The organism is Cytophagaceae bacterium, from assembly GCA_016722655.1.
Taxonomy (GTDB): domain Bacteria; phylum Bacteroidota; class Bacteroidia; order Cytophagales; family Spirosomataceae; genus Leadbetterella.
Genome location: JADKIR010000004.1, coordinates 1466299 through 1487952 on the forward strand (window position 1 = coordinate 1466299; position 21654 = coordinate 1487952).

Consider the following 21654-nt stretch of genomic DNA (forward strand, 5'->3'; position numbering starts at 1 on the left):
TAAGTAATTGAAAATTATTGTAGTTTTAAAATTACCAAACTAATTACAGAAAGTACAATGGCTACTATCCAGAAACGGGTAACAATTTTAGCCTCATGGTAGCCTTTTTTCTGATAATGATGGTGCAATGGTGCCATTTTAAACAACCGGTTTTCCCGGGCAAATTCAATTCCATTTTTCTTTTTTTGATATTTAAAATAAGCCACCTGAAGAATTACAGAAAGGTTTTCGACCAGGAATATTCCACATAAAAGCGGAATCATGAGCTCTTTCCTTAAAATCAATGCCATGGTAGCAATTACACTACCCAACATTAGACTACCTGTATCACCCATAAATACTTGTGCGGGGAATGCATTGTACCAAAGGAACCCGATACAAGCCCCCAAAAAAGCAGCGGCAAAAATTACCATTTCGCCTGAGTTAGGGATAAGCATTATATTGAGGTATTCGGCAAAAATCTTATTTCCAGACAGATAAGCAAAAATAGCTAGTGTTAATCCGATAATTGCAGAAGTACCCGCCGCTAATCCATCAATTCCATCTGTAATATTAGCAGCGTTGGAAACGGCTGTTATGATAAAAATACAAATAAAAACATAGGGCAACCAACCCAAACTAGCCGGTAAGTAGCTGGATAGTATGTCGTAATCGAGTAAATTATTTTTAAGAAAAGGAACAGTGGTTATCAAAGAATGCTTATCGATAAATTTTCCGCCTCCCAAAAACTCCCGCACTACAACATGCTGATTATAATACAAAGTAAGACCTACAATTAAACCTAAACCTACCTGCCCAATGACTTTAAAAATGCCTTTAAGGCCTTGTTTGTCTTTTTTGAAAACTTTGATGTAATCGTCGGCAAAGCCAATCATGGTAGTCCAGATGGTGGCAATTATAAGAAGCAAAATATAGACATTATCAAGTCTGGCAAACAAAAGTACAGGTATCAACAAAGAGGCGATAATGATAAAGCCCCCCATTGTAGGTGTACCCCTTTTTTCCAACTGGCCATGAAGTCCCAGGTCTCTGATACTTTCTCCTATCTGCAATTTTTGTAACTTATAAATGATGGGCTTACCATAAATGGCGGCAATCATCAATGACAAAATAGTTGCCGCTGATGCCCTGAAAGAGATGTATTTAAACACACCGGCTCCGGGAAAATCAAATACATGATCCAGATAGTTGAAAATATAATAAAGCATTGTTTTAGGGGTAATAATAGTCGTTGGTACAAAGTTAATTGAAATATTTCGGATAAATGAAAGTAGTAACTATCCTGTTAAAATTTCCTGAAATATTTTTGGAAATTATCACTCAGTCAAACCGGTAACATCTGTTTACACTTGCGTGATCTTTAAATAAAATAATCTTTCTTTGTGTTGTAATTGAAGTATGTTGAAAAATACTTATTTCTTTCGACTTTTCAGATCCGGGATATTTAAGTTCATACATCATGAAAGGTTTATTGATTGTCAAGGGGAAGAATTTATGACTATTGACAAAATTAGGCTTAAACAGAGTTTTTACATAATAATCATTATTTACCTCGGCGATTGTATTATTCCCTTTTTCATTTGATAAAACAAAAATACTATGATCAAGCATCCTTGTATCAAAATTGTAGCCTGTTTTCCAATTTTCATTGGAATCAAAATTTAGGTTTTTTGTAATGAATTCCTTCTTAGAAGGTTGATATACAACAATTTCAGGCTTAGAAAAGTCTAAGTTAGTGGGAATAAGCATAAGATTCCCTTCTGTATCAAACTTAACTCTCGATGTAAAGTAATTTTGTATATTTATTTGTTTTTGAAGGATTAGTTTTCTTTGTAATACATCAAATTTAAGAATGCTGATAAGGTTAGACTCTTTTTCACTGTATGCCGTGACAATAAAAAGATTGCCTTCCTTATCCTCAATTGTTTTCCAAACTCCAAAGTTCTTTATCCCCTTAAAAACATAATTCCCTGTGTATTGAATACTACCTCCTAAGGTTTTTGCTACCACCAGCTCTGCATCATTTTCTTTTTGATAATTGTTAGAATTGCCAATAATAAAGAAGTTTCCATCTGACGACGGGTTTGGAATATTGTAATTAATGTATTCGAATTTTTGTGTAAAATATGCTGATAAATCAAATATATTCTGATGGTTCCATGTAAATTTTTCATCGTACGTATTGATAATCTGACGATTTACATTTGAAAATATTTCTGAAGAATAATTAAAAATTGTGTTGTTGGAAAAATAAGTATATTCTTTGAAGTTTGCAGGAATATTAGGATATTGAGTAATGATTGAATCTTTAAAAGAAATTGTAAGATATTGATTTTCAGATTTTAACGGCGAAACACAATTGGGACCAAGTTGAGATTTATCAAAAAAATCTTTCATTACACTTAGACTTACTCTTTCCTCATCAGAAGCTATCACCCCAACCTCATAATTTACCAAAGCCTCCAGCTTTTTCTCTGAAATTATTTCTTCGTTGATAATCCATTGATTACATGAGCTAAAAACAAAAATCAATAACAAAAAGAAAAAATATTTCATGTTATATGGATATTAAAATGAATAATTTAAACTAATGCCAAATGAGCCCAACAATTTTGAAGTCACTCCATTCAACACAATATCAGGTTCTTTTAATCTGACAAAGTCCTCTTTTACAAAGTAGAATGTCCAGTTAAAGTTCAAAGACACAGGCTTATTATTACCGAGCCTGATTCCTAGCTGAGGAGCTGGAATATAGTTGTATATCTTTTCTTTAAAGTAAAATCCATTATAAAAAATTCCTGAATAGCCTGTATATAAACCAAAAGAAGAGTTTATTTTTTTATAAAGAAGCAGATGATGTGAATAACTCAGATTTTTGGATTCTTTGTTATAACCAAACAAATGTGGAGTAAGCCCAATACCAAGACCACTTTCTATTTTAAATTTGGTATTCAAGGGAAAAATTCTTGAATAGGCCATTCCTATATAAGGCGTGTTCCCCAAAATCTGACCAGAAATAATATTTCTGGGCTCTTGGTTTTTAGAATTTGAAAATAAGCTTAGAGGATCCCAATACAATTTGTGAAAAAAACCGGATTTTCTGGTTGAATCTGCCGTCTGAGCAAATAAATTATTTGAGAATACAAGAAATAAAAATATTAACTGGTGGAATCTCATTTTATAAAAGGACTTAAAGTCAAATGTAAAAATAAAAAGCCCAACGTAGCTCAATTATTCACAAATTCCTCTACAAAAATGATTTTACGGTCAGATTTTTTTATGAGACTTATATTTCCTCTATATTATTGACACCCAATGCTTCAAAATATACTTTCCAATAGTCACTCACATTGGGGTTGTTCTCTTTAGTAGAACTAGTCGGTTCAAAAGGCAAAATGATTTTCACAACAGAACCAGCCAGGTTGACAGTAGTCTGTTTTCCGGCATCGGCTTTGGCCCATTCTTCAGCCTGGTCATGGCTTATGGGAGCCATTTTGTGAAAATCTCTCCCGGCTTTCATGCTTTCTACCATATCAGAAAAATAAAATGCCACCACATTTTTTCCGCCATCAAGTGCTGTAGAAAGCAGTGGTACACTGGCAGTGATGTTGGTTTCGGCATTCGAAGCTCCAGTGTTTTTTTCAAGCATCTTCAGCAATGCGGCATCCAGAATCATTTTACGCTCACGGCCAATGCTCATTTGGTAAGTTGTACTAGCGGCTTCCAGATCGGTAGCGTTTAAGCCATCTGTATTTTCTTTGGTCGTGCGGGAAGTTACCGAAAGCACCTTGGCTTTGGAAGTGTTTTCATGAATGTAATAAACATCCAACCTGTCGCCTTCTTTTTGTATATAGTTATCTATAAGCTCTTTAAGGGCGGTTAGATATTTATTTCGAATAAAAGCATTGTCAGTATCCACGCTTTGGGTCTTGTCAAAGAACACAAAAATATGATTGTTCTTTTCGGGTCTCTGTGTGGTTTGGGTGTCCTTATTTCCGCAGGAAAAAGCAAAAAGAGAAAGTGCCAAAATGGCGACGAAGTTTTTCATTTTAATTAAATAGTAATAACATTTTCAGGTGCAAAAATACAGTGATTTTGTTGCAAAAGTGAAAACGAATCGGGAATAATATTATTACATTCTATCTATAATTGTTTGTGGGGACACAAACAATGGCGGTGTGTTGTTTGTGTCCCCACAAACAATGGCGAACACAAACAATGGCGAACACAAACAATGGCGAACACAAACAATGGCGAACACAAACAATGGCGAACACAAACAATGGCGAACACAAACAATGGCGAACACAAACAATGGCGAACACAAACAATGGCGAACACAAATATGGAGGTGCAATTTTTTTATATTTTCACGACATATTATTTGGGCATGCCCCCTCCGCATTCCGCTATCGCTACATGTGTCAGGGTCGGGCTCTCTGCTCCCGCTCCACGCTTAGGCGTGGGAGCTCCGCGACGATCCCTCATGCGGGCATTTTATCTAAAAATTAGGTCAGTACCGCAGGTCAGACCGGTTTAGATATACAAAAAAATGATGTTCATTATTATCCAGGAGGGTCTGACCTTCGGTACTGACCTGACTATTAGGAATTTTAAGTTCGAATACCGTTGCTCAAAATATTAGCAAAATGAAGCAAAATTTTTTAGCACAAAAAAATCCTTTTACTTTTGGTTCATAAAAGAAGGCGTAAGCCATTCTAAATTAAGCTTTTCAAAAATTATAAACATCAATTACCATGGCCAGAATTATCGTACCAAAGCACTTAGTTAAGTCTAATCGTGAGATTACATCTTTATTGAAAAACCATTTTCCTGATTTATCGCAAGAGAAAACAAGTTCTTTTAGTCATAATTTTTATGGCACCAACTGTGTGGAAAATCAGACTTTGACTCCCGTGTTAAAAAGGGTAGGAGGTACATTGAGCATTATGGGATTCGCTTGTTATTGAAAACATAAAGAAATTATTAACCATCAAATCATTCAGAATTATGGCCAGAATAATCGTTCCAAAGCACCTGATTAAGACCAATCATGAGATTCCGGCTTTGTTAAAGGCTCAGTTTCCTGATTTGTTGCAGATGAAAGTCAAATCTTACAGTCATTATTTCTATGGCACGCTCAATCAGGGTAATCAAACCCTGATGCCGATTTTTCAGAAAGAAAACGGAACTTTGAGTATAAAAGGGTTTATTTGAGCACCTGACCCGAAACTAAATTTGATGTATTGAAAATGTACAATGCACTGAAAAATTGTAATAATTGCTTTTTGTGAAAATGGAATTTTAGCATAGAGAGATTTTCAAATTCTGTAAATATTTGAAATAAAACCCGAATATCTTTTTCATTATAATTTATTCCTGAAAAATAGGACAGGTCTTTGTTTAAGTATTTTTCAAATATTTGGAGGTTACCAGGAGATAAAATATCGTCTTTTTCCATCGTGTCAATGGATTTTTTAATTGCTGATTTAAATGTCTCTTCTAACTTTTTGAACGCTTTCAACTTGATTAAAATAATATCAGGAGGGGCATTCAAATTAATAAAATCAGAGCCTTTATACATTTCCTGAAGGAGATTTTGGTTTTCATGAAATTGTAAAAAAGCCATTTGGTATCTTTTTAATAAAGTTTCCAATTCATTCAGTTTATATTGCTTTTTTGCTTCATTTTCAAAGTATTTCAGAGCGTTTTTGTCAACAATCTTAAATTCATTTTCAAGAGCAGTAATACCTTTAACAATCTCGTTTTCGATTTCAAGAGTTTGGTTTTTGTAATAGCTCAAGCCTTTAAATTCAAAAAAATCAGCTGAGATTTCACCTTTTGAGATTTTTCTGACTACAGCAAGGTCTTCTTTAAGTACATTGTATTCTAGTGATTTTTTTTGGTTTTCAGCTGAAAATAAGGTATCCATGTTTATTTCAAAAACACTTGAGTAGTTTGTATCGATTTGCGAAAAATCAGGAGAGTAATAGGTATAAAACTTTCCAAAAGGCTCTCCAAATGACATCGATTTTTCGATTTCGTAATATTCTTTTTCAAATTCTACTTGTGACAATATTTTGGGTTTATTATCAAAACCAATTTCTTTAAAAATTTCTTCAGAAAAATATTCAAAAATCTTATTCTTGTCTGATAATAAGTCTCTTGCCAACAAATCTCCCGGTTTTCTGTTGGGAAAATTGAGTTCTTGTAAATAGGCGATTCGGTCCAAAATTGGTGGGTGACTAGCAAAAGGGTCATGAAATTTTATCTCCGAGAATGGATTATTACAATTGAAATTTGGTGTATAATCAAATCTTGTTACATCTGCTGGCAGAGTGTGTTGTAAAATGAGATTATTAAAAAGGTAAAATTGCTGGGAATACAGATCTGCCGTTTGAATTTCTGATTTGGAACAATAAAACCGCAAAACTTCGTCCAGGGCAAAGGCACCATATTTCAGCATTGTAAGTGCTTTTATCATTCTTTCAGACCCAAATACTTTCGACGAAAACCTGTCGGCATCAAACTCGAGAGTTCTTTTTAGGCTAAAATGATGGGTGTTTATTTTAATAAAATGCCACCTCAAAACATCTTCAATTAACGATATCAGGAAATTGCCATACTGTACATAATACACAAAATTGGGATAGGTTTTTGGGAGAAAACTTCTTGTTTTTTCAAGCTTTACCTGCTCAAAAAGCAGATTATGGATGATCTGGTTGGTTCGGTTTACAAAGCTCTCAATTTTAATAGAATTTTGTTTAAAATGACCGAATTCATGAGCTAAAATACATCTTAATTCTGCTTGGTTAAGTACATTTATCAGTCCGATTCCAATACATAGGTTTTTTTTTGGAGGGAAAAACAAGTGCCAGATACTTAAATCATAAAATACATAGGCATTGGCATCAGAGCTTAAGAATATTTTTTTGGGAAGTCTTACTTTGGCTTCATAGGCTGCGGCGACTATAAAACGGAATAACCCCGGCTGTGTGAATTCATCAATTTCCTTTAAGTCTTGTGTAGTTCTTTTCTTGGCAGAAAAAAGGAAATTGGCGATAAAAACCATTTGCATTAATGCCACAACGGTGAAACTTATGCCTAAAGGAATTGTAAAAAGCAGATATTTTTTGAATATCAAGTTGATACCCCAGAAAAAGAGTAGTCCGGACAAAACAATTACAGAAGAAATTAAAACAAAAAAACCGACTAAGAATGTCAAAATCGATAACACAGATTTGAAAATCTCATTTTGATTTACGTTTGGTATTCGCCCTGCGGTTGTGTTGTTTGTCATTTTTAATTTCCGGTTTCTTTTGTTAGCCAGGTTTCATTTTCGACAAAATATCTGTTGTTTTTGAATGCCAGAAGTTTGAGTCTATCTACAACTTCGTCGAGATCTTCAAGATTGACCCAGTCAGAATAACTAATTTTCCAATGGTTTATGGGCAAAAATGTTTTTTTGATTATCATTTTCTTACTGATTCCTTTTTCCAGATCATAATGCTCAGAATATTGAATCGAAAGGTCTTGAAACTGTACAATTTTGGTAATCATTTTGCCAGTATATGGGTTCATAATTTTAAAAGCAATTTCATTATTGGTATTTTCAAATGATATGGAAATCAGTGGCCAAAGTTTGTAGAAATAGCGATATTTAATAACCAATCCGATTGAAAAAATAATTGAACCGGCAATAATTAATAATCCGAAATTCAGAGAGGATTTGGAAGAGAAAAAACGTTGATAAACAATATATAAAATACCATAAAGAATAATCGCACCAATTATAAATACGATGTAATAAGTCAATATTTTCAAAAAAAACTCAAAAGAATACCTCGACTTTAACAGGGAGGGAGGCTCAATGGAGTAGGTTTCGGGCATAGTTTTTTTATGAAAACTAAAATTAAGGATTTATTTTTTCATAAAATATTCTAATTCAGAACTTAAAATTATTTTGTCAGAAATTTTTCAATTGAAATGCACCGAATCATAATATTCTATAGAAATTATAAGAAAAATATGATGGATAATTCAATTTAAAAGTTTGGAGTTTTAAATTGAAATCATAGACGTGAAATTATCATTGCTCCAACCCATCAATCCACTTAGCTATCAAGTCCACGCCCTCTTTGTGGATAGTCACCCGACCGATCTCGGGCATCATGATTCCGGGGTGAGTAGAATTCATTCTGAACGTCATGATAGACTCCATGCCATGGCCTGGGTTCACGTCATAATTGAAAGTGCCGGCACCGATTCCCGCTGCCACCGGAGATTTTTTCACACCAATATGGAACTGCCGAGTTTCTTCAAAATTAAGATAAAGACCAGATGAAGCAGCCGGACCATAGCCACTATGGCAATGCCCGCAGTTGGCATCGAGATACGCTCTGGCCCTGTCATTGATGGGTTTGGTTTCGTCCATTGGGTTTACCAAAGTTTTTATGCTGGCAATGTCTTTCTCGCTCTTTAATATTCCCAATGCTTTCCACTTGCTCAGCTGATTGGCTTTTCCGTCGGCATAGCTTATCTCAAAGTTGAGCTGTTTGGCTTTTGGGCCAATCGGAGAGAAAGTATTGTTGCGGTAGTGGCAGCTTTTGCATTGGTTTTTTTGTGGCATGGCATATTTTATGGCCACATTTTCACCATGTTGATTAATGTACTTTACATCAACTTTAGCTCCGGTATTTTTCAGATTTGCTTCTGTTTGTTGGTCATTCCAGAGGTAGGGGTAGGCCTCCCATTTTCCTTTTCGCTTAAATAATATTCTCGTTTCCACAATTTGTTTTTCTCCTTCAGGCTTTCTGAAATCAGAAGGATAATAAAAGTTCTTGATCAGGATGGTATTTTCAGGGAAGTCCAGCATAGCATCAGGGTCATCAGGAATAGAAGCCTGAGTGTTTTTTGGCATAAAAACAAACCTTTTCTTGAAAGCATAGTCGGTAAAAAGTGGCGAAATAGGTTCATAAGGTACTACGCCCTCATTTTCAGCAAGGTGGTTCATTTCACCTTTAAAAAATCCGTATTCAGAAAGGGTTTTATATGGAAGTTTTGAAAAGTCTATTTCATCTGGCATTCGGTTGGTTGCGTTTTTAAAACATGCTGTAGCAATTGCGATAACAGCAATTATATAAAGTACTTTTTTCATTATTTTTTGGCTATTAATGCCTGACTTCTAATTATTTATATTTTTTTTTAATCTTATCACTTTTTACAATTCCCTGTAATTATTTCACCATCGAAACATCGGTTTTTACCAGGTATTCGCCTTTAAAAGTACTGACATCGTTGGCCACCTTTATGCTCATTATTCCACCGTCTGCGGGGATTATCAGCCTCGAAAACCGCAAGTCTTTTGCTTTTTCATTTACAAAAAACACCCATAGGATTTTTAAGAGGGTCTTTGCCCTTTTTTTCGTCTAAAATACCATCATAAATTATATCAGGAGCCTTGAAGCATTTGGTAGCGATGAGCTTTCCCATATTTTTGGTAAGGTCGGGAACGGCCATGGCCCTTTCAAAGATATTATCGTGGACGTAAATGTTTGTGCTATATGGGCTCCAGCCTGGGTGTGTCGGAATCGGCAACTCGGTAATATGATAGCTTGCTATAGCCACACCCATTGTTTTGTTATCAATGATCTGATTGTCAAATACTTCAACTTCATTTCCGGCCAAAATCACCACCCCGCTTCCCGGTGGAATCATCGATACTGCGTTACCATTTTCGGTAATAGCAAAATTCTCATGATTATTATTTTTGATAAGGTTTTTGAAAACCCTCGTTCTGGAACCAGCTGCTTTTGGAAGGCCTGGAAGGTTGAAAATCAAAATGCCTCCGGTGTTATTTTCTGTACGGTTGTTATACACTTCGGCGTTGTCTGAGTTTTCGATTTCGATGCCTGCTACGTTTTCGTGTACATAATTATCCCGAACGATGATATTTTCAGATTGCCCTACATATATACCCGCATCACGTGAGTTGCTCACTTCACATTTTTCGACCAAAACATTTTTACATTGTACCGGATAAATGCCATAAGTACCGTTTTTAGATTTTTCACCGTTTGTCCAGGTAGTGTTTATCGCTCTGAAAGTCAAACCATCGCATTTTTGGGTTTTAATATCGTCGCCGGGTGCATCTGTCACTGTAAAACCCTCCAGTGTAATTTTGTTTCCGGCTATTTTCATGCCTTCACCCCCTGTGGTCATAGTTTTAAAGGAAATCACTGTGTTGTACATTCCTGCTCCTTTGATGGTTACGTTGTTTACGTTGTCTAAAATTAGCTGCGTTGGCATTTCGTAATACCCTTCAGCAATCTCGATGGTTGAACCCTCCGTGGCATCGATAAATTTTCCAACCAATTCTTCAATCTGAGCTTCAGAGGCCTTTGGGAGTTTTGAAATGTCTAGTTTTGTGGATTCTTCTTTGTTTTTGCAAGAAAAAATCAAAACTGAAAAAATTAAGCTTAAGATTAAAAATTTTGGTTTCATTTTAGGGTTTGTTTGAATGATAATACGAATCAACAAAAAAATTGAAATATTTTAAAAAAAATTTGACTTATTTTAGGACAGTATTTAATTGACCCTATGAGAAAACCTTTATTGTTGGCCATTTTAAGTTTCATATTATTTGCCAAAAATTCTTATTCGCAATCAAAAACCCAGAATGTACGAGGTATTGTGATTGACAAAAACACCAGACAACCTTTGGTTGGGGCATCTGTTTTTATCAATTTAGATAAAAATGAAACTGCGGCTTTTACTGATGAAAACGGCGAATTTGTTTTGAAAAATATTCCAATAGGAAGGCGATCACTTAAGGCTCAATATGTTGGATACGAGTCATTTACAATGCCTGATTTTATTGTACAGAGCACCAAAGAACCTTTTATTTCGATTGAACTCAAAGTAGGAGCAATACAAGCCGGTGAGGTAGTAATCAGTGCCTCAAAAAATGCATACGAACCACTCAATGAGCTTTCGGTGGTAAGTACACGCTCATTTACAGCAGAAGAAACCGAAAGAATGCCCGCCGGTATCAATGACCCCGGCAGGGTGGCACTTTCGTATCCTGGTGTACAAAAAGGTCAGGACGACAGCGAAAACCAGATTGTGGTAAGGGGCAATTCTCCCATTGGAATTCTGTGGAGGCTGGAAGGAATCGACATCCCCAACCCCAACCACTTTGCCCTGATAGGTGCGTCGGGTGGTGGCGTGACAGTGTTTTCTTCGCAATTGGTTGCCAAGTCTGATTTCTCCACAGGTGGTTTTGCGGCGGAATACGGCAATGCCCTTTCCGGAGTTTTTGATGTGAGATTCAGAAACGGAAATGACCAAAAACGTGAGAACAGATTCAAACTTGGTGTGCTGGGCATTGATTTCTCCACCGAAGGCCCATTAAAAAAAGGAAACTCATCATACCTGGTTAACTACCGGTATTCTACGCTGGGGCTATTGACCAGCATGGGCATCTATTTGGTGGGTGAGCGGGTCAACCATAATTTTCAGGATTTATCATTTAACCTGGTTTTCAAAAGTAAAAACAACAAAAGCATTCAGACGCTCTTCGGAATGGGAGGCTTGAGTGAGGAGCATTATGAACCGGTCACCGATGCACAAAACAGAAAGATTGGAGAAGCCAATCAGTGGGAGGACAGAAGAAAACCGGCCAACATGGGAGCGGTTGGTTATACCTGGACCTACCTTTTGAACCAAAAGTCTTTCTTAAAAACCGTAGTGGCGGTAGTTGGAAGTGAAATCAAAAGAATGAGCGATACGCTGGATTTGAAAAATGTAAGGTACCGGTTTGATACGCAACAATATGTAGATAAGCGACTGGTAGCCACTGCGATTTATCAAACCAAGCTTTCGACAAAAACCACTTTGAAAACAGGAATCATAGGAAACTACATCGGATTTAATTTTTTCAAAGATACCAAAAGCCGCACCAGCCTTTCTGACGTAAACCAGCAGCAACGAAGCGTAACCGTAGATGGAAGTGGCACTACGGGTCAGTTTCAGCAATACGCCCAGATTCATTCCGAGCTCACACCTAAAATCCACCTTAATTTTGGGTATCATTATCTGCATTTTTTTGCCAATAATACCCATTCTCTGGAGCCGCGGGTTTCTCTCCAGTTTTTACCAAAAATCAACCACAGAATCAGTCTGGCTTATGGTATTCATGCCCGGGCATTGCCGTTGATGGCCTATTATTTTAAAGATTCTACCGGAGCTTTTGTAAACAAAAACCTCGACCTGCTAAAAGCCAACCATCTGGTGGCGTCATACCATATTTACACCGCCTCGAAGATTAGATTTAGTGTGGAGGGGTATTACCAAACTCTCAAAAATGTGCCTGTTGAGCCCAATTCAAAATCCAATTATTGGATGCTGAACAACAGTTCCGAGTTTCCGACATTTAAGGTCGAAAGCAATGGCACAGGTACCAACTATGGCCTCGACGTGGCCGTGGAAAAGCTTTTTTCAAATTCTTACTATTTTTTGGTGACGGGCTCCTGGCTTAACTCTACCTACAAAACCCCCAATAATATTACCTTAAACAGCAGGTTCAATACCGGCTTTACAACATCGTTTACGTTTGGAAAAGAATTTCCATTCAAAAATGGTAACATATTACAGTTAGGAGCGAGGTATCTGATCAATGGAGGCTTCAGATATACGCCTTATGACCCTGTAAAATCAAAAGAAAAAGGTCAGTATGTGGAAATGCAAAATGCCGATTTCTCAGAGCAAGTGCCAGCCTACAGACGACTCGATGGTAGAATAGCCTACAGATACAATGCCCGAAAACTGGCCGGCAACATCAGCCTTGATGTACAGAATGTCTTTAACAGAATCAACGCTTCATCGGTCACTTACAACGCAAAAACCAATACCACCAACATTTTTTATGGCAGCAGTGGTTTTGTGCCGGTAATGGCTTTTCAGTTTGATTTTTGAGGGGGAATTTAGGGGATAATCAAAATTTCTTTTATGATCTATTAAGAAAACCCTACCCAAAGTAGTACTATGGCCAATAAAAACAAATACGGAAGAATCGAAAATACTATTCCTGTTATAGCCAGTCCTTTACCTCTTTCCCTTCTTTTTTTGATTTTGAATAAGCTAATAATACTTATAACCAGTCCGGCTAAAGATAAAAGGGCACTCCCGGTGGTAGCAATTCCGGCAAAAAGTAATGCAAGCAATGACACTATTCCCAGAGTAGATAAGCCAAATCCAATTACTGCAAGTTTGTTATATGGCTTTTTGGGGGTAGAATGAGCTTTTTTGTTCACAACATGTTTTTCTGAAACTTTTAAAAGAGAATCTAATTGTTGTGTCTGATTGGATTCAATGGTTACAGCAAAACTCTGAAAGGATATAAATATTAATAGGAATAAATTTAGGGTTAGCTTCATATAAATGCTTTTTCCACAAATTTAAACCTAAATCTACTATTCAGAAAGAATTTTTATTGAATGAAGTTTTACGCAAGTAAATTTTAAAATTAGTTATACAAACTAAATTAAAAAAGTATTTAATATGTTGATTTAAAACAAATTAAATCTTCACTTTTTCCAGGTCAAAAAGGTCATTGAGCACATCAATCAAGGTGTCGGCTTCGCCTCTTTTACAGGCAGCTTTAAGTTGCAGTACTGGCAGTTTGATGATTTTCTGCATCATGCCAGTGGTAATTTTCTCCACCTTTTCGGCTTCTTCGGCAGTCATACCTTTCATGTATCTGGCCATTTCATCCTTTCTGATTTGCTCCAGAGCATTCTTAAGTTTCTGAATTGTAGGAGAAACCTGAAGTTCTTTTGACCAGTCACTCAAATCGGCAACCATCTCAGAAATGATATTTTTCACCGCCGGGATAGCCTCCAGCCGTGATTGTATGGCTTGTTCTGTTTTTTTCTGGATTTCATCCAACTCATATAGTACAACCCCGGGCAGTTTTTCTACCTGCGGATCGATACTTCTTGGCATAGACAAATCGAATAGATAACTAACTGACTTTCTTTTATTTAAACAGTCAGTGCTGATAATATAATTCTCAGTTCTAACTGTTGAAATTATCACATTGTATTTCCTGCAATCCTGACCCAGGTTTTCAAACGGCACAACGTCAAATCCAAATCCGGCAGCCAGATTTTCGGCTTTTTCTTTCGTGCGGTTACAAAGTGTAATATTTTTATGCCCTTTTTCTGAAAGTGTCTTTACTACATCTTCGCCAATCTCGCCCAAGCCAATTACCAATATCTTAGGATTGGCCATAAGTGGCAAAAAGCTTTCCATCAGATCAACCGTGGCGTAGGATGTTGAAGCTGTGCCATCGCGAAACGATGTTTCCTGCACCAATCTTTTGTTGGCATAAAATACCGAGTGCATGATACGGTGAATAAACGGCCCGGCCATTTGCATATCCGCTGACCATTGGTAGGCATTCTTGGCTTGATTGATGATTTGCTGATCACCCAAAACCTGAGATTCCAAACCTAGAGAAACCTCAAAAAGGTATCTTGCAGCCTCGGTTTCATCATTTATTTGTTCAAAATATTCTTTGATATCGGTTGCAGAAATCGCTTTTTCGATGGCGAGCAGACTTATTAAATCATCGAATCTGTTGGTTTCTGATTTGTAATAAATCTCAGTACGATTGCAGGTTGACAAAATCAGGGCCTCATTTAATCCAAAAACATCCTTAAGCTTTAAATAAAAGGCTTTGGTTTGAGACTCATCAAGTGTCAAACTTTCTCTTACAGCCAACGGAGCTTTTTTGTATGATAATGATATTACTCTGAATATTTCCGCCATCGATTCCAACAATTGTTTATAAAACGTCTGCAAAATTACCCCTCAATTTGCTATATAAGCATGATAAATTGCAGTTTTTTTAATTTAGATTCTATCTAAACAAGCCATCAAACTATGAACATTGTCATGTTTTGAAGAAAAAATAAAACAAAAATTTACGCTTATAAATTCATAAATGTAGTTTTTGTATTTAGTTTAACTTAAAACCCCTAAGTTTTGCGTTAATTAACTCGTTGAAATGTTTTACTGCTTTATCTACGAAATTGTAGAATGAAAAGATTCCAGCAGGTTAGAAAACTTTTTATAATGTTGAGAATGAGATTGATTTTTTAAGAGTTTTCAACAATTCATGTTAATTTTGATTAAGAAACCTCTTGAATTAAATATACGAATCACATAGTTTGATTCAATTTTTTATGAGAAATAAAAAACTCTTTCATGATATTTATGTCAATATTTCCACCAAACGCATAGTGCTGGTAGCAACTCTTTTGTTGTTTGTAATAGCGATATTGTTTTATTTTAATGATCTCAGGAAGAAACTTGAAGACAGAGAGGAAAAATATACGCGACTTTATGCCGAAAGTATTAGATTTTACATCGAAAAAGCTGTAAACAGCACCTGTGATTACACTTTTGTTCAGGAAGTGTTGGAAGCCAATGAGACCGTTCCGACGATATTGGTTACCGACGGTAGCCCAAAAGACTACCGGAATATTGCTGAACTCGATGACAGCACACGCAATTGGACTCCAAAACAAAAGGAGCAGTTTTTATACTCAAAAATCGCCGAAATGGGCGAAGAACACACGCCAATAGAATTCAAAATTGAAGGGAGTAGGGGCTATGTTTATTACAGCAACTCAACCGTGGTAAAACAACTGAGATATTTTCCATATATACTTATTGTTACATTTTTTGTGTTTAGCCTTCTTGCCTTTATTGCCTATTCTTCGTCGAGAAAAGCCGAACAAAACCGTGTTTGGGTAGGCTTAGCCAAGGAAACAGCCCATCAGCTTGGAACACCTATTTCTGGTTTAATGGGCTGGATAGAAGTTCTAAAAATCAACCCTGATTTTGATAAATCTATTGGTGACGAAATGTTGAAAGACATTCAGCGGCTCGAAACTATCACCAACCGGTTTTCCAATATTGGGTCAGTTCCCAGCATGAAAGACGAAAATCTGGGAGAACTTTTGGAGTCCACTGTGGAATACCTTAAGGTCAGAATTTCAACAAAAATTATCTGGGAATTTAGAAATAATCTTACAAAGCCATTTGTAAAAAAAATCAATAAAAACCTGATTGAATGGGTAATAGAAAATCTTTGTAAAAATGCCGTTGATGCCATGGGAGGTGTGGGGAGTTTAAAAATCAGTATCTCGGAAAACTCTAAAAATGGTGTGAATATCGATATTTCTGATACTGGAAAAGGAATGAGCTCTGCAACTCAACGCAAAATCTTCAACCCGGGATTTTCTACCAAAAAAAGAGGCTGGGGGCTGGGACTTACGCTTTCAAAACGCATTGTAGAGGTTTATCATGATGGAGAAATATATGTCTTAAAATCTACACCCAATTCGGGGACTACATTTAGGGTTGTATTATGAATTTAATCTTATCTTTATTTCAGAAGAAATTATTATTCGGATATTTGAGGTCTTAAACTTATCCTTTTAGTATTTTATTCTGGATTAAATATTTTAGATAAGATAGCTGATTAGGAAAGGTAAAGAATCAGGAAGTGGTAGATTTTTTGTAATTTGAATTTGTTTTTTAAATCAAAATAAATGGGAAGTGTATCTGAAGGAGTAAAGTCGTTTTTTAAAAATCTAATGGATTTTAATCCCAACGAAAGCGAGTTTACCTATAATCCTAGCCCAAAAGACCAAAAATCGGATCAGGACATTGAAAATTCGAACCTGATTAGCCGGGATTTAAGTTGGATGAGGTTTAATGAGCGGGTTTTGGATCAACTTAATCGTCAGGATCTGAATATTTTCGAAAAACTCAAGTTTTTGGCCATTACGGCATCAAATCTCGATGAGTTTATGACCGTAAGGGTAGGTAGTTTGTACAATTACGTGGATTACGACAAAGAACGTGTCGATTATTCAGGGTTGAGAGAAGGTCCGTTCCGGAAAGCATTACTCAATTATATTAAAAAGTTTGTCGATGAGCGAAACCGACTTTTCAGAGAAGACCTTAAGCCTCAATTTGAAAAAAATGGTTTCAGAATCATAAGATATCATGAACTTTCTGAAAATCAAAAAAAGGAAGTTTCAGAGTATTTTGACAATACCATTTATCCTATGCTCACGCCCATGGTGTGTGACAATACCCATGTTTTCCCTGTTCTTTTACCCAAGAATCTGATTTTTGGAGTAGTCTCAATCGACCAACAAACCACACTTTTCCCTGAAACCGAAGACAACAAAAAACTGTCTTTTGTGCAGATACCCGGCAACCTTCCTAAGTTTTATGAATTTGATAATGAAGACTGGATTGGATTCCTGCCGATTGAAGAGATTGTAAAAAATGAAATTTCTAAATTGTACAAAAACATTACTATAGAGTCGGTTGATTTATTCAGAATTATCAGAAACGGTGACTTTACTATAGATGAAAACGACGATGCCGATGCTGATTTTGTGGATGAGATCAGAGAGAAAATCCGCGGTCGCCAAGCAGGGAGAGTGGTGAGTTTAATTATTGAAAGCAATCCATCTCAATATGTTTTGTCGATTCTGAAGAAAAAGTGGGATATTGACAAATACAATATTCATGTCAATAATGAGCTGATGGATTACACTCGTTTGTGGCAAATTGTTAATCATCAGGATTTTAAAACTAAACTTCCTGCCTCACCGCAAACTGTCCAGCCTCAAAATTTCAACCGCGAAATCAATATTTTTGATGCCATAAAAGAGAATGATATTTTACTGCATCATCCTTACAACAGTTTTGATCCGGTTTTACATTTGCTTGAAAAAGCCGCCGAAGACCCCAATGTGCTGGCCATAAAGCTCACAATTTATCGTCTGGCGAAAAATTCCAGAATTACCGCTGCTCTTTTGAAAGCGGCAGAAAACGGGAAGCACATCTCGGCATTGTTTGAAATCAAAGCTCGTTTTGATGAAGAAAATAATATCAGAGAAGCCGAAAAGCTTCAAAAAGCCGGCTGTTTTGTAATCTATGGTATTGGTTGGTTAAAAACCCATACCAAGTTGATGCTCATCGTGAGAAAAGAAGGGCCAAAAGTGGTTCAATACGCCCACCTGGCCAGCGGAAACTACAATGAAGATACCTCAAAACTATATACTGATGTTGGCGTTCTGACTTCCAATCAGGATTATACCAAAGATATTGCCGAGTTTTTTAACGTTATCACCGGTCATTCGCAACCTTCCGGATATAAAAATCTCATCACTTCGCCAAAAGACATGCGAAGAGCCCTTGTCCAAAAAATAAGGCAGGAAGCTGAAAACGCCCAAAATGGTTATCCTGCGGGAATATGCTTTAAGGTCAATTCGCTTGAAGATCGCGAAATCATCGAAGAGCTCTATGCGGCTTCGCAGGCAGGTGTTAGAATCAACCTCATTGTGCGGGGAATCTGCTGTCTCAGACCTGGAAGACCGGGTTTAAGTGAGAATATTACCGTGCGATCGATAGTAGGAAACTTCCTTGAGCATGCCAGAATACTGTATTTTCACAATGGTGGCAAGCCGCATATTTTTGGTGGTTCGGCTGATTTGATGGTAAGAAGTTTTGATAAACGTATCGAATCTATTTTTGAATTTATCAATCAGGACATCAAAAATCAACTTGTACATATATTGAAAATAAATCTCGAAGACAACACCAACGCCTTTGAGTTGCAAGAAAATGGCGAATATATTAAGGTCAAACCTGAGGGCGAAGTGATTAACCTTCACAAGTATTTTTTCAGAAAAGAAAAACAAAATTCAGATATAAGTACCTTGTATTAAACTATTTTCTTGAAATCACGTTTATTAGGAAACAAAATATTATCGTGGTGAGAAACTTTTCAATTTTAATCGTGTTGATGTTTTTAGGGTTAAATTCTTGTGCCCAAAAAACTAAAAAGAAAGAATCAATAAAAATGGAAAACAAAGCAGGAACAACAACCGCAACCCTTGCGGCAGGATGCTTTTGGTGTGTAGAGGCGGTTTATCAACAGCTTAATGGCGTTGAAACGGTGGCATCGGGGTATTCGGGTGGGACAGTTAAGGATCCCAGTTATGAGCAGGTTTGTACCGGCAACACAGGTCATGCAGAGGTGATTCAGATTACTTATGACACCACGAAAACCTCGTTTACTGAGATTTTGGAAGTGTTTTTCAAAACTCACGACCCCACCACACTCAATCGCCAGGGAGCCGATGTGGGCACGCAATATCGCTCGGCTATATTCTATCATAACCCTGAACAAAAAGAGATTGCAGAAAAAATCATCAAAGACCTGGATGCAGCCGGTGCGTATGATTCAAAAATCGTGACCAAACTGGAGCCTTTTGAAATATTTTACAAAGCCGAAGACTATCATCAGGATTATTTTAATCAAAATGCCGACAAAAACCCGTACTGTCAGCTGGTTGTGAGACCCAAAGTTGAGAAATTCCAGAAGGTATTCAAGGACAAATTAAAGCATTGAAACTCAAAATATTATTCTAAAAAAGGAGAGACCAAAAGGTTTCTTCTTTTTTGTTGATATTCAGTAAATTGTAATTTTTTTATGAATTGATTCAAATGGTGAAATTGATATGAAAGATATAATTTAGAAGTTATTAATTTTGATTAAAGATTGTTCAACAAACAACAAAATCAATATAACCCAAAATATAAATAAAGCAATAATAGATAACTATCAGATAATATTTGAAATATTCAACTTTTATAATAAATTGATTAAAAGTATAAGTTCTTTCAATCATTATATCAATTTTTCTAAAATATAATAATATTTAGGAAATTTTCTCCCAAAAAACCCTTAGCTTTGCGTGGCAAATAAGTAAACTGAATTATTTGCCAATGTTAGACTCATCAAAGCTTCTTTTCGAAGCACTCACCTACGACGACGTACTCCTTGTTCCGGCCTATTCTGAGGTCTTGCCTAAAAATACAAGTACCAAAACCAAGCTTACACGTAATATCGAAATCAATATACCTTTGGTATCGGCTGCCATGGATACTGTTACGGAATTCGAAATGGCCGTTGCTATTGCTCAGGAAGGAGGTATAGGGTTTATTCACAAAAACATGAGTATCGAGCAGCAAGCTGATCAGGTACGTCGGGTAAAACGCTCCGAAAGTGGCATGATCATAGACCCTATTACGCTCAATATCAACGCAGTAGTAGGCGACGCACTTAGAATCATGTCTGAGTTTAAAATTGGTGGGATTCCGGTTATTGACGAAAAAGGTATATTGGCAGGAATCGTGACCAACCGTGACCTGAGATTCCAAACTCAGATGTCAAAGCCTATCACCGAAATCATGACCATCGAAAAGCTTGTAACTGCACCCGAAGGAATAAGCCTCGAAGAAGCAGAAGGTATTTTGATGGAACATAAAATTGAAAAACTTCCGATTATAGATAATAATAAAAAATTGGCAGGGCTTATTACTTACAGAGATATTCTTAAAAAGAAAAACAAACCTCATGCAGCCAAAGACAAGCTGGGCAGGTTGTTGGCTGGTGCCGCTGTGGGCGTTACGGCTGATCTGGAAGCCAGAGTTGAAGCTTTGGTAAAAGCCGGAGTTGATGTGGTGAGCATTGATACTGCCCATGGTCACTCCAAAGGGGTGATAGATGCATTGAAAAGCATTAAAGCCAGATTTCCAAAATTAGATGTAATCTGTGGAAATATTGCCACAGGAGAAGCCGCAAAAGCCCTTGCTGATGCCGGTGCCGATGCTGTAAAAGTAGGCGTAGGCCCTGGTAGTATCTGTACCACCCGTATTATTGCCGGTATAGGCATGCCGCAGCTTTCGGCGGTATATCTTTGTGCACAGGCATTGGAAGGCACAGGAGTACCGGTTATAGCCGATGGAGGTATCAGATTCTCAGGCGATATTGCTAAAGCCATAGCTGCCGGGGCAAGCACTGTTATGATGGGCTCCCTTTTAGCCGGTACCGAAGAAGCACCCGGAGAAATCGTAATATTTGAAGGCCGGAAATTTAAGTCTTACCGCGGCATGGGTTCAGTGGAGGCCATGGAAGATGGCTCGAAAGACCGTTATTTTCAAGATGCAACCGAGGATGTGAAAAAACTCGTTCCGGAAGGAATCGTGGGCAGGGTGCCATTTAAAGGTATGGCCCGCGAAATAATATATCAGATGACAGGTGGTCTTAAAGCCGGGATGGGCTATTGTGGTGCCGGCTCTATTGAGGATTTGCAAAAAGCGAAATTTATAAAAATAACTTCCTCAGGTATGAAGGAGTCTCACCCTCATGATATCATGATTACCAAAGAAGCACCGAACTATTCGACAAGATAAATCTTTGTCTGAAAACAGAATATTTTTAATTTTTCTTTTTCAAGGCTCTTTTTTGTAAATCTTCTGCAAAAACCCTGGGGAAACAGTTTTATATGACTTTATTTTCCCCGCGGCAAGGATAGTAGCGAAAAGCCCGCAGTGCGGCAGGCTGGTGCGTGGCCGGACTTGTAGCGGATAGCCTGGTGACTCAAGACAGCCCCCGGCTGAGGGGGATGGCATGGGTCAGCCGCCCAATTGAATTTTTTAATAAAAATGGCTTCGAAAAATATAGAAAAAGCTATTTTTGTTTGAAATAACCTA

At 36.9% G+C, this 21654-nt stretch carries 16 protein-coding genes and 1 pseudogene; 7 read left to right on the forward strand and 10 right to left on the reverse strand.

Translation table 11 applies throughout. From position 1 onward, the window contains the following. Positions 1-14: 14 nt before the first annotated feature. From IPP61_06845 to IPP61_06860, 4 genes are all read right to left on the reverse strand, one after another. Positions 15-1208 (reverse strand): phospho-N-acetylmuramoyl-pentapeptide-transferase, encoded by a 1194-nt coding sequence (locus IPP61_06845; protein MBL0324883.1) that lies wholly within the window; start codon positions 1206-1208, stop codon positions 15-17. Positions 1209-1320: 112 nt separating this feature from the next. Further along, positions 1321-2556: a hypothetical protein gene (locus IPP61_06850; protein MBL0324884.1), complete on the reverse strand. Its 1236-nt coding sequence runs from the start codon at positions 2554-2556 to the stop codon at positions 1321-1323. A gap of 12 nt (positions 2557-2568) precedes the next feature. Beyond that, positions 2569-2979, reverse strand: coding sequence for a hypothetical protein (locus IPP61_06855; GenBank protein MBL0324885.1), 411 nt, complete (start codon positions 2977-2979; stop codon positions 2569-2571). Positions 2980-3286: 307 nt separating this feature from the next. After that, on the reverse strand, positions 3287-4048 hold the full coding sequence (locus tag IPP61_06860) for a hypothetical protein (protein MBL0324886.1): 762 nt from the start codon (positions 4046-4048) through the stop codon (positions 3287-3289). 709 nt (positions 4049-4757) lie between these two features. Between IPP61_06860 and IPP61_06865 the strand changes: the two genes are divergently transcribed. Beyond that, on the forward strand, positions 4758-4970 hold the full coding sequence (locus IPP61_06865) for a hypothetical protein (protein ID MBL0324887.1): 213 nt from the start codon (positions 4758-4760) through the stop codon (positions 4968-4970). Positions 4971-5010: 40 nt separating this feature from the next. After that, the gene (locus tag IPP61_06870) at positions 5011-5217 is read left to right on the forward strand and encodes a hypothetical protein (GenBank protein MBL0324888.1); all 207 of its coding nucleotides are present in this window, start codon (positions 5011-5013) and stop codon (positions 5215-5217) included. Here IPP61_06870 and IPP61_06875 read toward each other — a convergent pair. The 4 genes and pseudogenes from IPP61_06875 to IPP61_06890 form a co-directional block, all read right to left on the reverse strand. Then, positions 5210-7300 carry a M48 family metalloprotease gene (locus tag IPP61_06875; protein ID MBL0324889.1) on the reverse strand — a complete coding sequence of 697 codons (2091 nt, stop codon included), beginning with the start codon at positions 7298-7300 and terminating at the stop codon, positions 5210-5212. The genes IPP61_06870 and IPP61_06875 overlap by 8 nt on opposite strands. 2 nt (positions 7301-7302) lie before the next feature. After that, positions 7303-7890: a hypothetical protein gene (locus IPP61_06880; GenBank protein MBL0324890.1), complete on the reverse strand. Its 588-nt coding sequence runs from the start codon at positions 7888-7890 to the stop codon at positions 7303-7305. Positions 7891-8089: 199 nt separating this feature from the next. After that, positions 8090-9157 (reverse strand): hypothetical protein, encoded by a 1068-nt coding sequence (locus tag IPP61_06885; protein ID MBL0324891.1) that lies wholly within the window; start codon positions 9155-9157, stop codon positions 8090-8092. A gap of 79 nt (positions 9158-9236) precedes the next feature. Beyond that, positions 9237-10503: pseudogene (locus IPP61_06890) on the reverse strand (right-handed parallel beta-helix repeat-containing protein). A gap of 96 nt (positions 10504-10599) precedes the next feature. On the opposite strand from IPP61_06890, the gene IPP61_06895 reads away from it, so the two are divergent. Beyond that, complete coding sequence (locus tag IPP61_06895; protein MBL0324892.1) at positions 10600-12975, forward strand: TonB-dependent receptor; 2376 nt, start codon at positions 10600-10602, stop codon at positions 12973-12975. 41 nt (positions 12976-13016) lie between these two features. Here the strand turns inward: IPP61_06895 and IPP61_06900 are convergent, their stop codons facing one another. Both IPP61_06900 and IPP61_06905 read right to left on the reverse strand, forming a co-directional pair. Continuing rightward, a complete protein-coding gene (locus IPP61_06900; protein MBL0324893.1) occupies positions 13017-13436 on the reverse strand; it encodes a DUF4190 domain-containing protein in 420 nt (139 codons plus the stop codon). Positions 13437-13578: 142 nt separating this feature from the next. Beyond that, positions 13579-14832, reverse strand: coding sequence for a glutamyl-tRNA reductase (locus IPP61_06905; protein MBL0324894.1), 1254 nt, complete (start codon positions 14830-14832; stop codon positions 13579-13581). Between the two features lie 416 nt (positions 14833-15248). Here IPP61_06905 and IPP61_06910 point away from each other — a divergent pair, with 416 nt between their 5' ends. From IPP61_06910 to guaB, 4 genes are all read left to right on the forward strand, one after another. Next, positions 15249-16442 carry a HAMP domain-containing histidine kinase gene (locus tag IPP61_06910; protein ID MBL0324895.1) on the forward strand — a complete coding sequence of 398 codons (1194 nt, stop codon included), beginning with the start codon at positions 15249-15251 and terminating at the stop codon, positions 16440-16442. A 180-nt stretch (positions 16443-16622) separates the two neighbouring features. Next, complete coding sequence (gene ppk1, locus IPP61_06915) at positions 16623-18821, forward strand: polyphosphate kinase 1 (protein MBL0324896.1); 2199 nt, start codon at positions 16623-16625, stop codon at positions 18819-18821. A gap of 77 nt (positions 18822-18898) precedes the next feature. Beyond that, positions 18899-19507 (forward strand): peptide-methionine (S)-S-oxide reductase MsrA, encoded by a 609-nt coding sequence (gene msrA / locus IPP61_06920; GenBank protein ID MBL0324897.1) that lies wholly within the window; start codon positions 18899-18901, stop codon positions 19505-19507. Between the two features lie 377 nt (positions 19508-19884). Continuing rightward, positions 19885-21354, forward strand: a complete 1470-nt coding sequence (gene guaB / locus IPP61_06925; protein MBL0324898.1) for an IMP dehydrogenase — start codon at positions 19885-19887, stop codon at positions 21352-21354. Positions 21355-21654 lie beyond the last annotated feature (300 nt).

What these genes read in the sequence shown, in the direction of transcription:
- IPP61_06845 (MBL0324883.1), bottom strand. Translation starts at nt 1,208, where the DNA reads ATGCTTTATTATATTTTCAACTATCTGGATCATGTATTTGATTTTCCC.
- IPP61_06850 (MBL0324884.1), bottom strand. Translation starts at nt 2,556, where the DNA reads ATGAAATATTTTTTCTTTTTGTTATTGATTTTTGTTTTTAGCTCATGT.
- IPP61_06855 (MBL0324885.1), bottom strand. Translation starts at nt 2,979, where the DNA reads ATGGCCTATTCAAGAATTTTTCCCTTGAATACCAAATTTAAAATAGAA.
- IPP61_06860 (MBL0324886.1), bottom strand. Translation starts at nt 4,048, where the DNA reads ATGAAAAACTTCGTCGCCATTTTGGCACTTTCTCTTTTTGCTTTTTCC.
- IPP61_06865 (MBL0324887.1), top strand. Translation starts at nt 4,758, where the DNA reads ATGGCCAGAATTATCGTACCAAAGCACTTAGTTAAGTCTAATCGTGAG.
- IPP61_06870 (MBL0324888.1), top strand. Translation starts at nt 5,011, where the DNA reads ATGGCCAGAATAATCGTTCCAAAGCACCTGATTAAGACCAATCATGAG.
- IPP61_06875 (MBL0324889.1), bottom strand. Translation starts at nt 7,300, where the DNA reads ATGACAAACAACACAACCGCAGGGCGAATACCAAACGTAAATCAAAAT.
- IPP61_06880 (MBL0324890.1), bottom strand. Translation starts at nt 7,890, where the DNA reads ATGCCCGAAACCTACTCCATTGAGCCTCCCTCCCTGTTAAAGTCGAGG.
- IPP61_06885 (MBL0324891.1), bottom strand. Translation starts at nt 9,157, where the DNA reads ATGAAAAAAGTACTTTATATAATTGCTGTTATCGCAATTGCTACAGCA.
- IPP61_06895 (MBL0324892.1), top strand. Translation starts at nt 10,600, where the DNA reads ATGAGAAAACCTTTATTGTTGGCCATTTTAAGTTTCATATTATTTGCC.
- IPP61_06900 (MBL0324893.1), bottom strand. Translation starts at nt 13,436, where the DNA reads ATGAAGCTAACCCTAAATTTATTCCTATTAATATTTATATCCTTTCAG.
- IPP61_06905 (MBL0324894.1), bottom strand. Translation starts at nt 14,832, where the DNA reads ATGGCGGAAATATTCAGAGTAATATCATTATCATACAAAAAAGCTCCG.
- IPP61_06910 (MBL0324895.1), top strand. Translation starts at nt 15,249, where the DNA reads ATGAGAAATAAAAAACTCTTTCATGATATTTATGTCAATATTTCCACC.
- ppk1 (MBL0324896.1), top strand. Translation starts at nt 16,623, where the DNA reads ATGGGAAGTGTATCTGAAGGAGTAAAGTCGTTTTTTAAAAATCTAATG.
- msrA (MBL0324897.1), top strand. Translation starts at nt 18,899, where the DNA reads ATGTTTTTAGGGTTAAATTCTTGTGCCCAAAAAACTAAAAAGAAAGAA.
- guaB (MBL0324898.1), top strand. Translation starts at nt 19,885, where the DNA reads ATGTTAGACTCATCAAAGCTTCTTTTCGAAGCACTCACCTACGACGAC.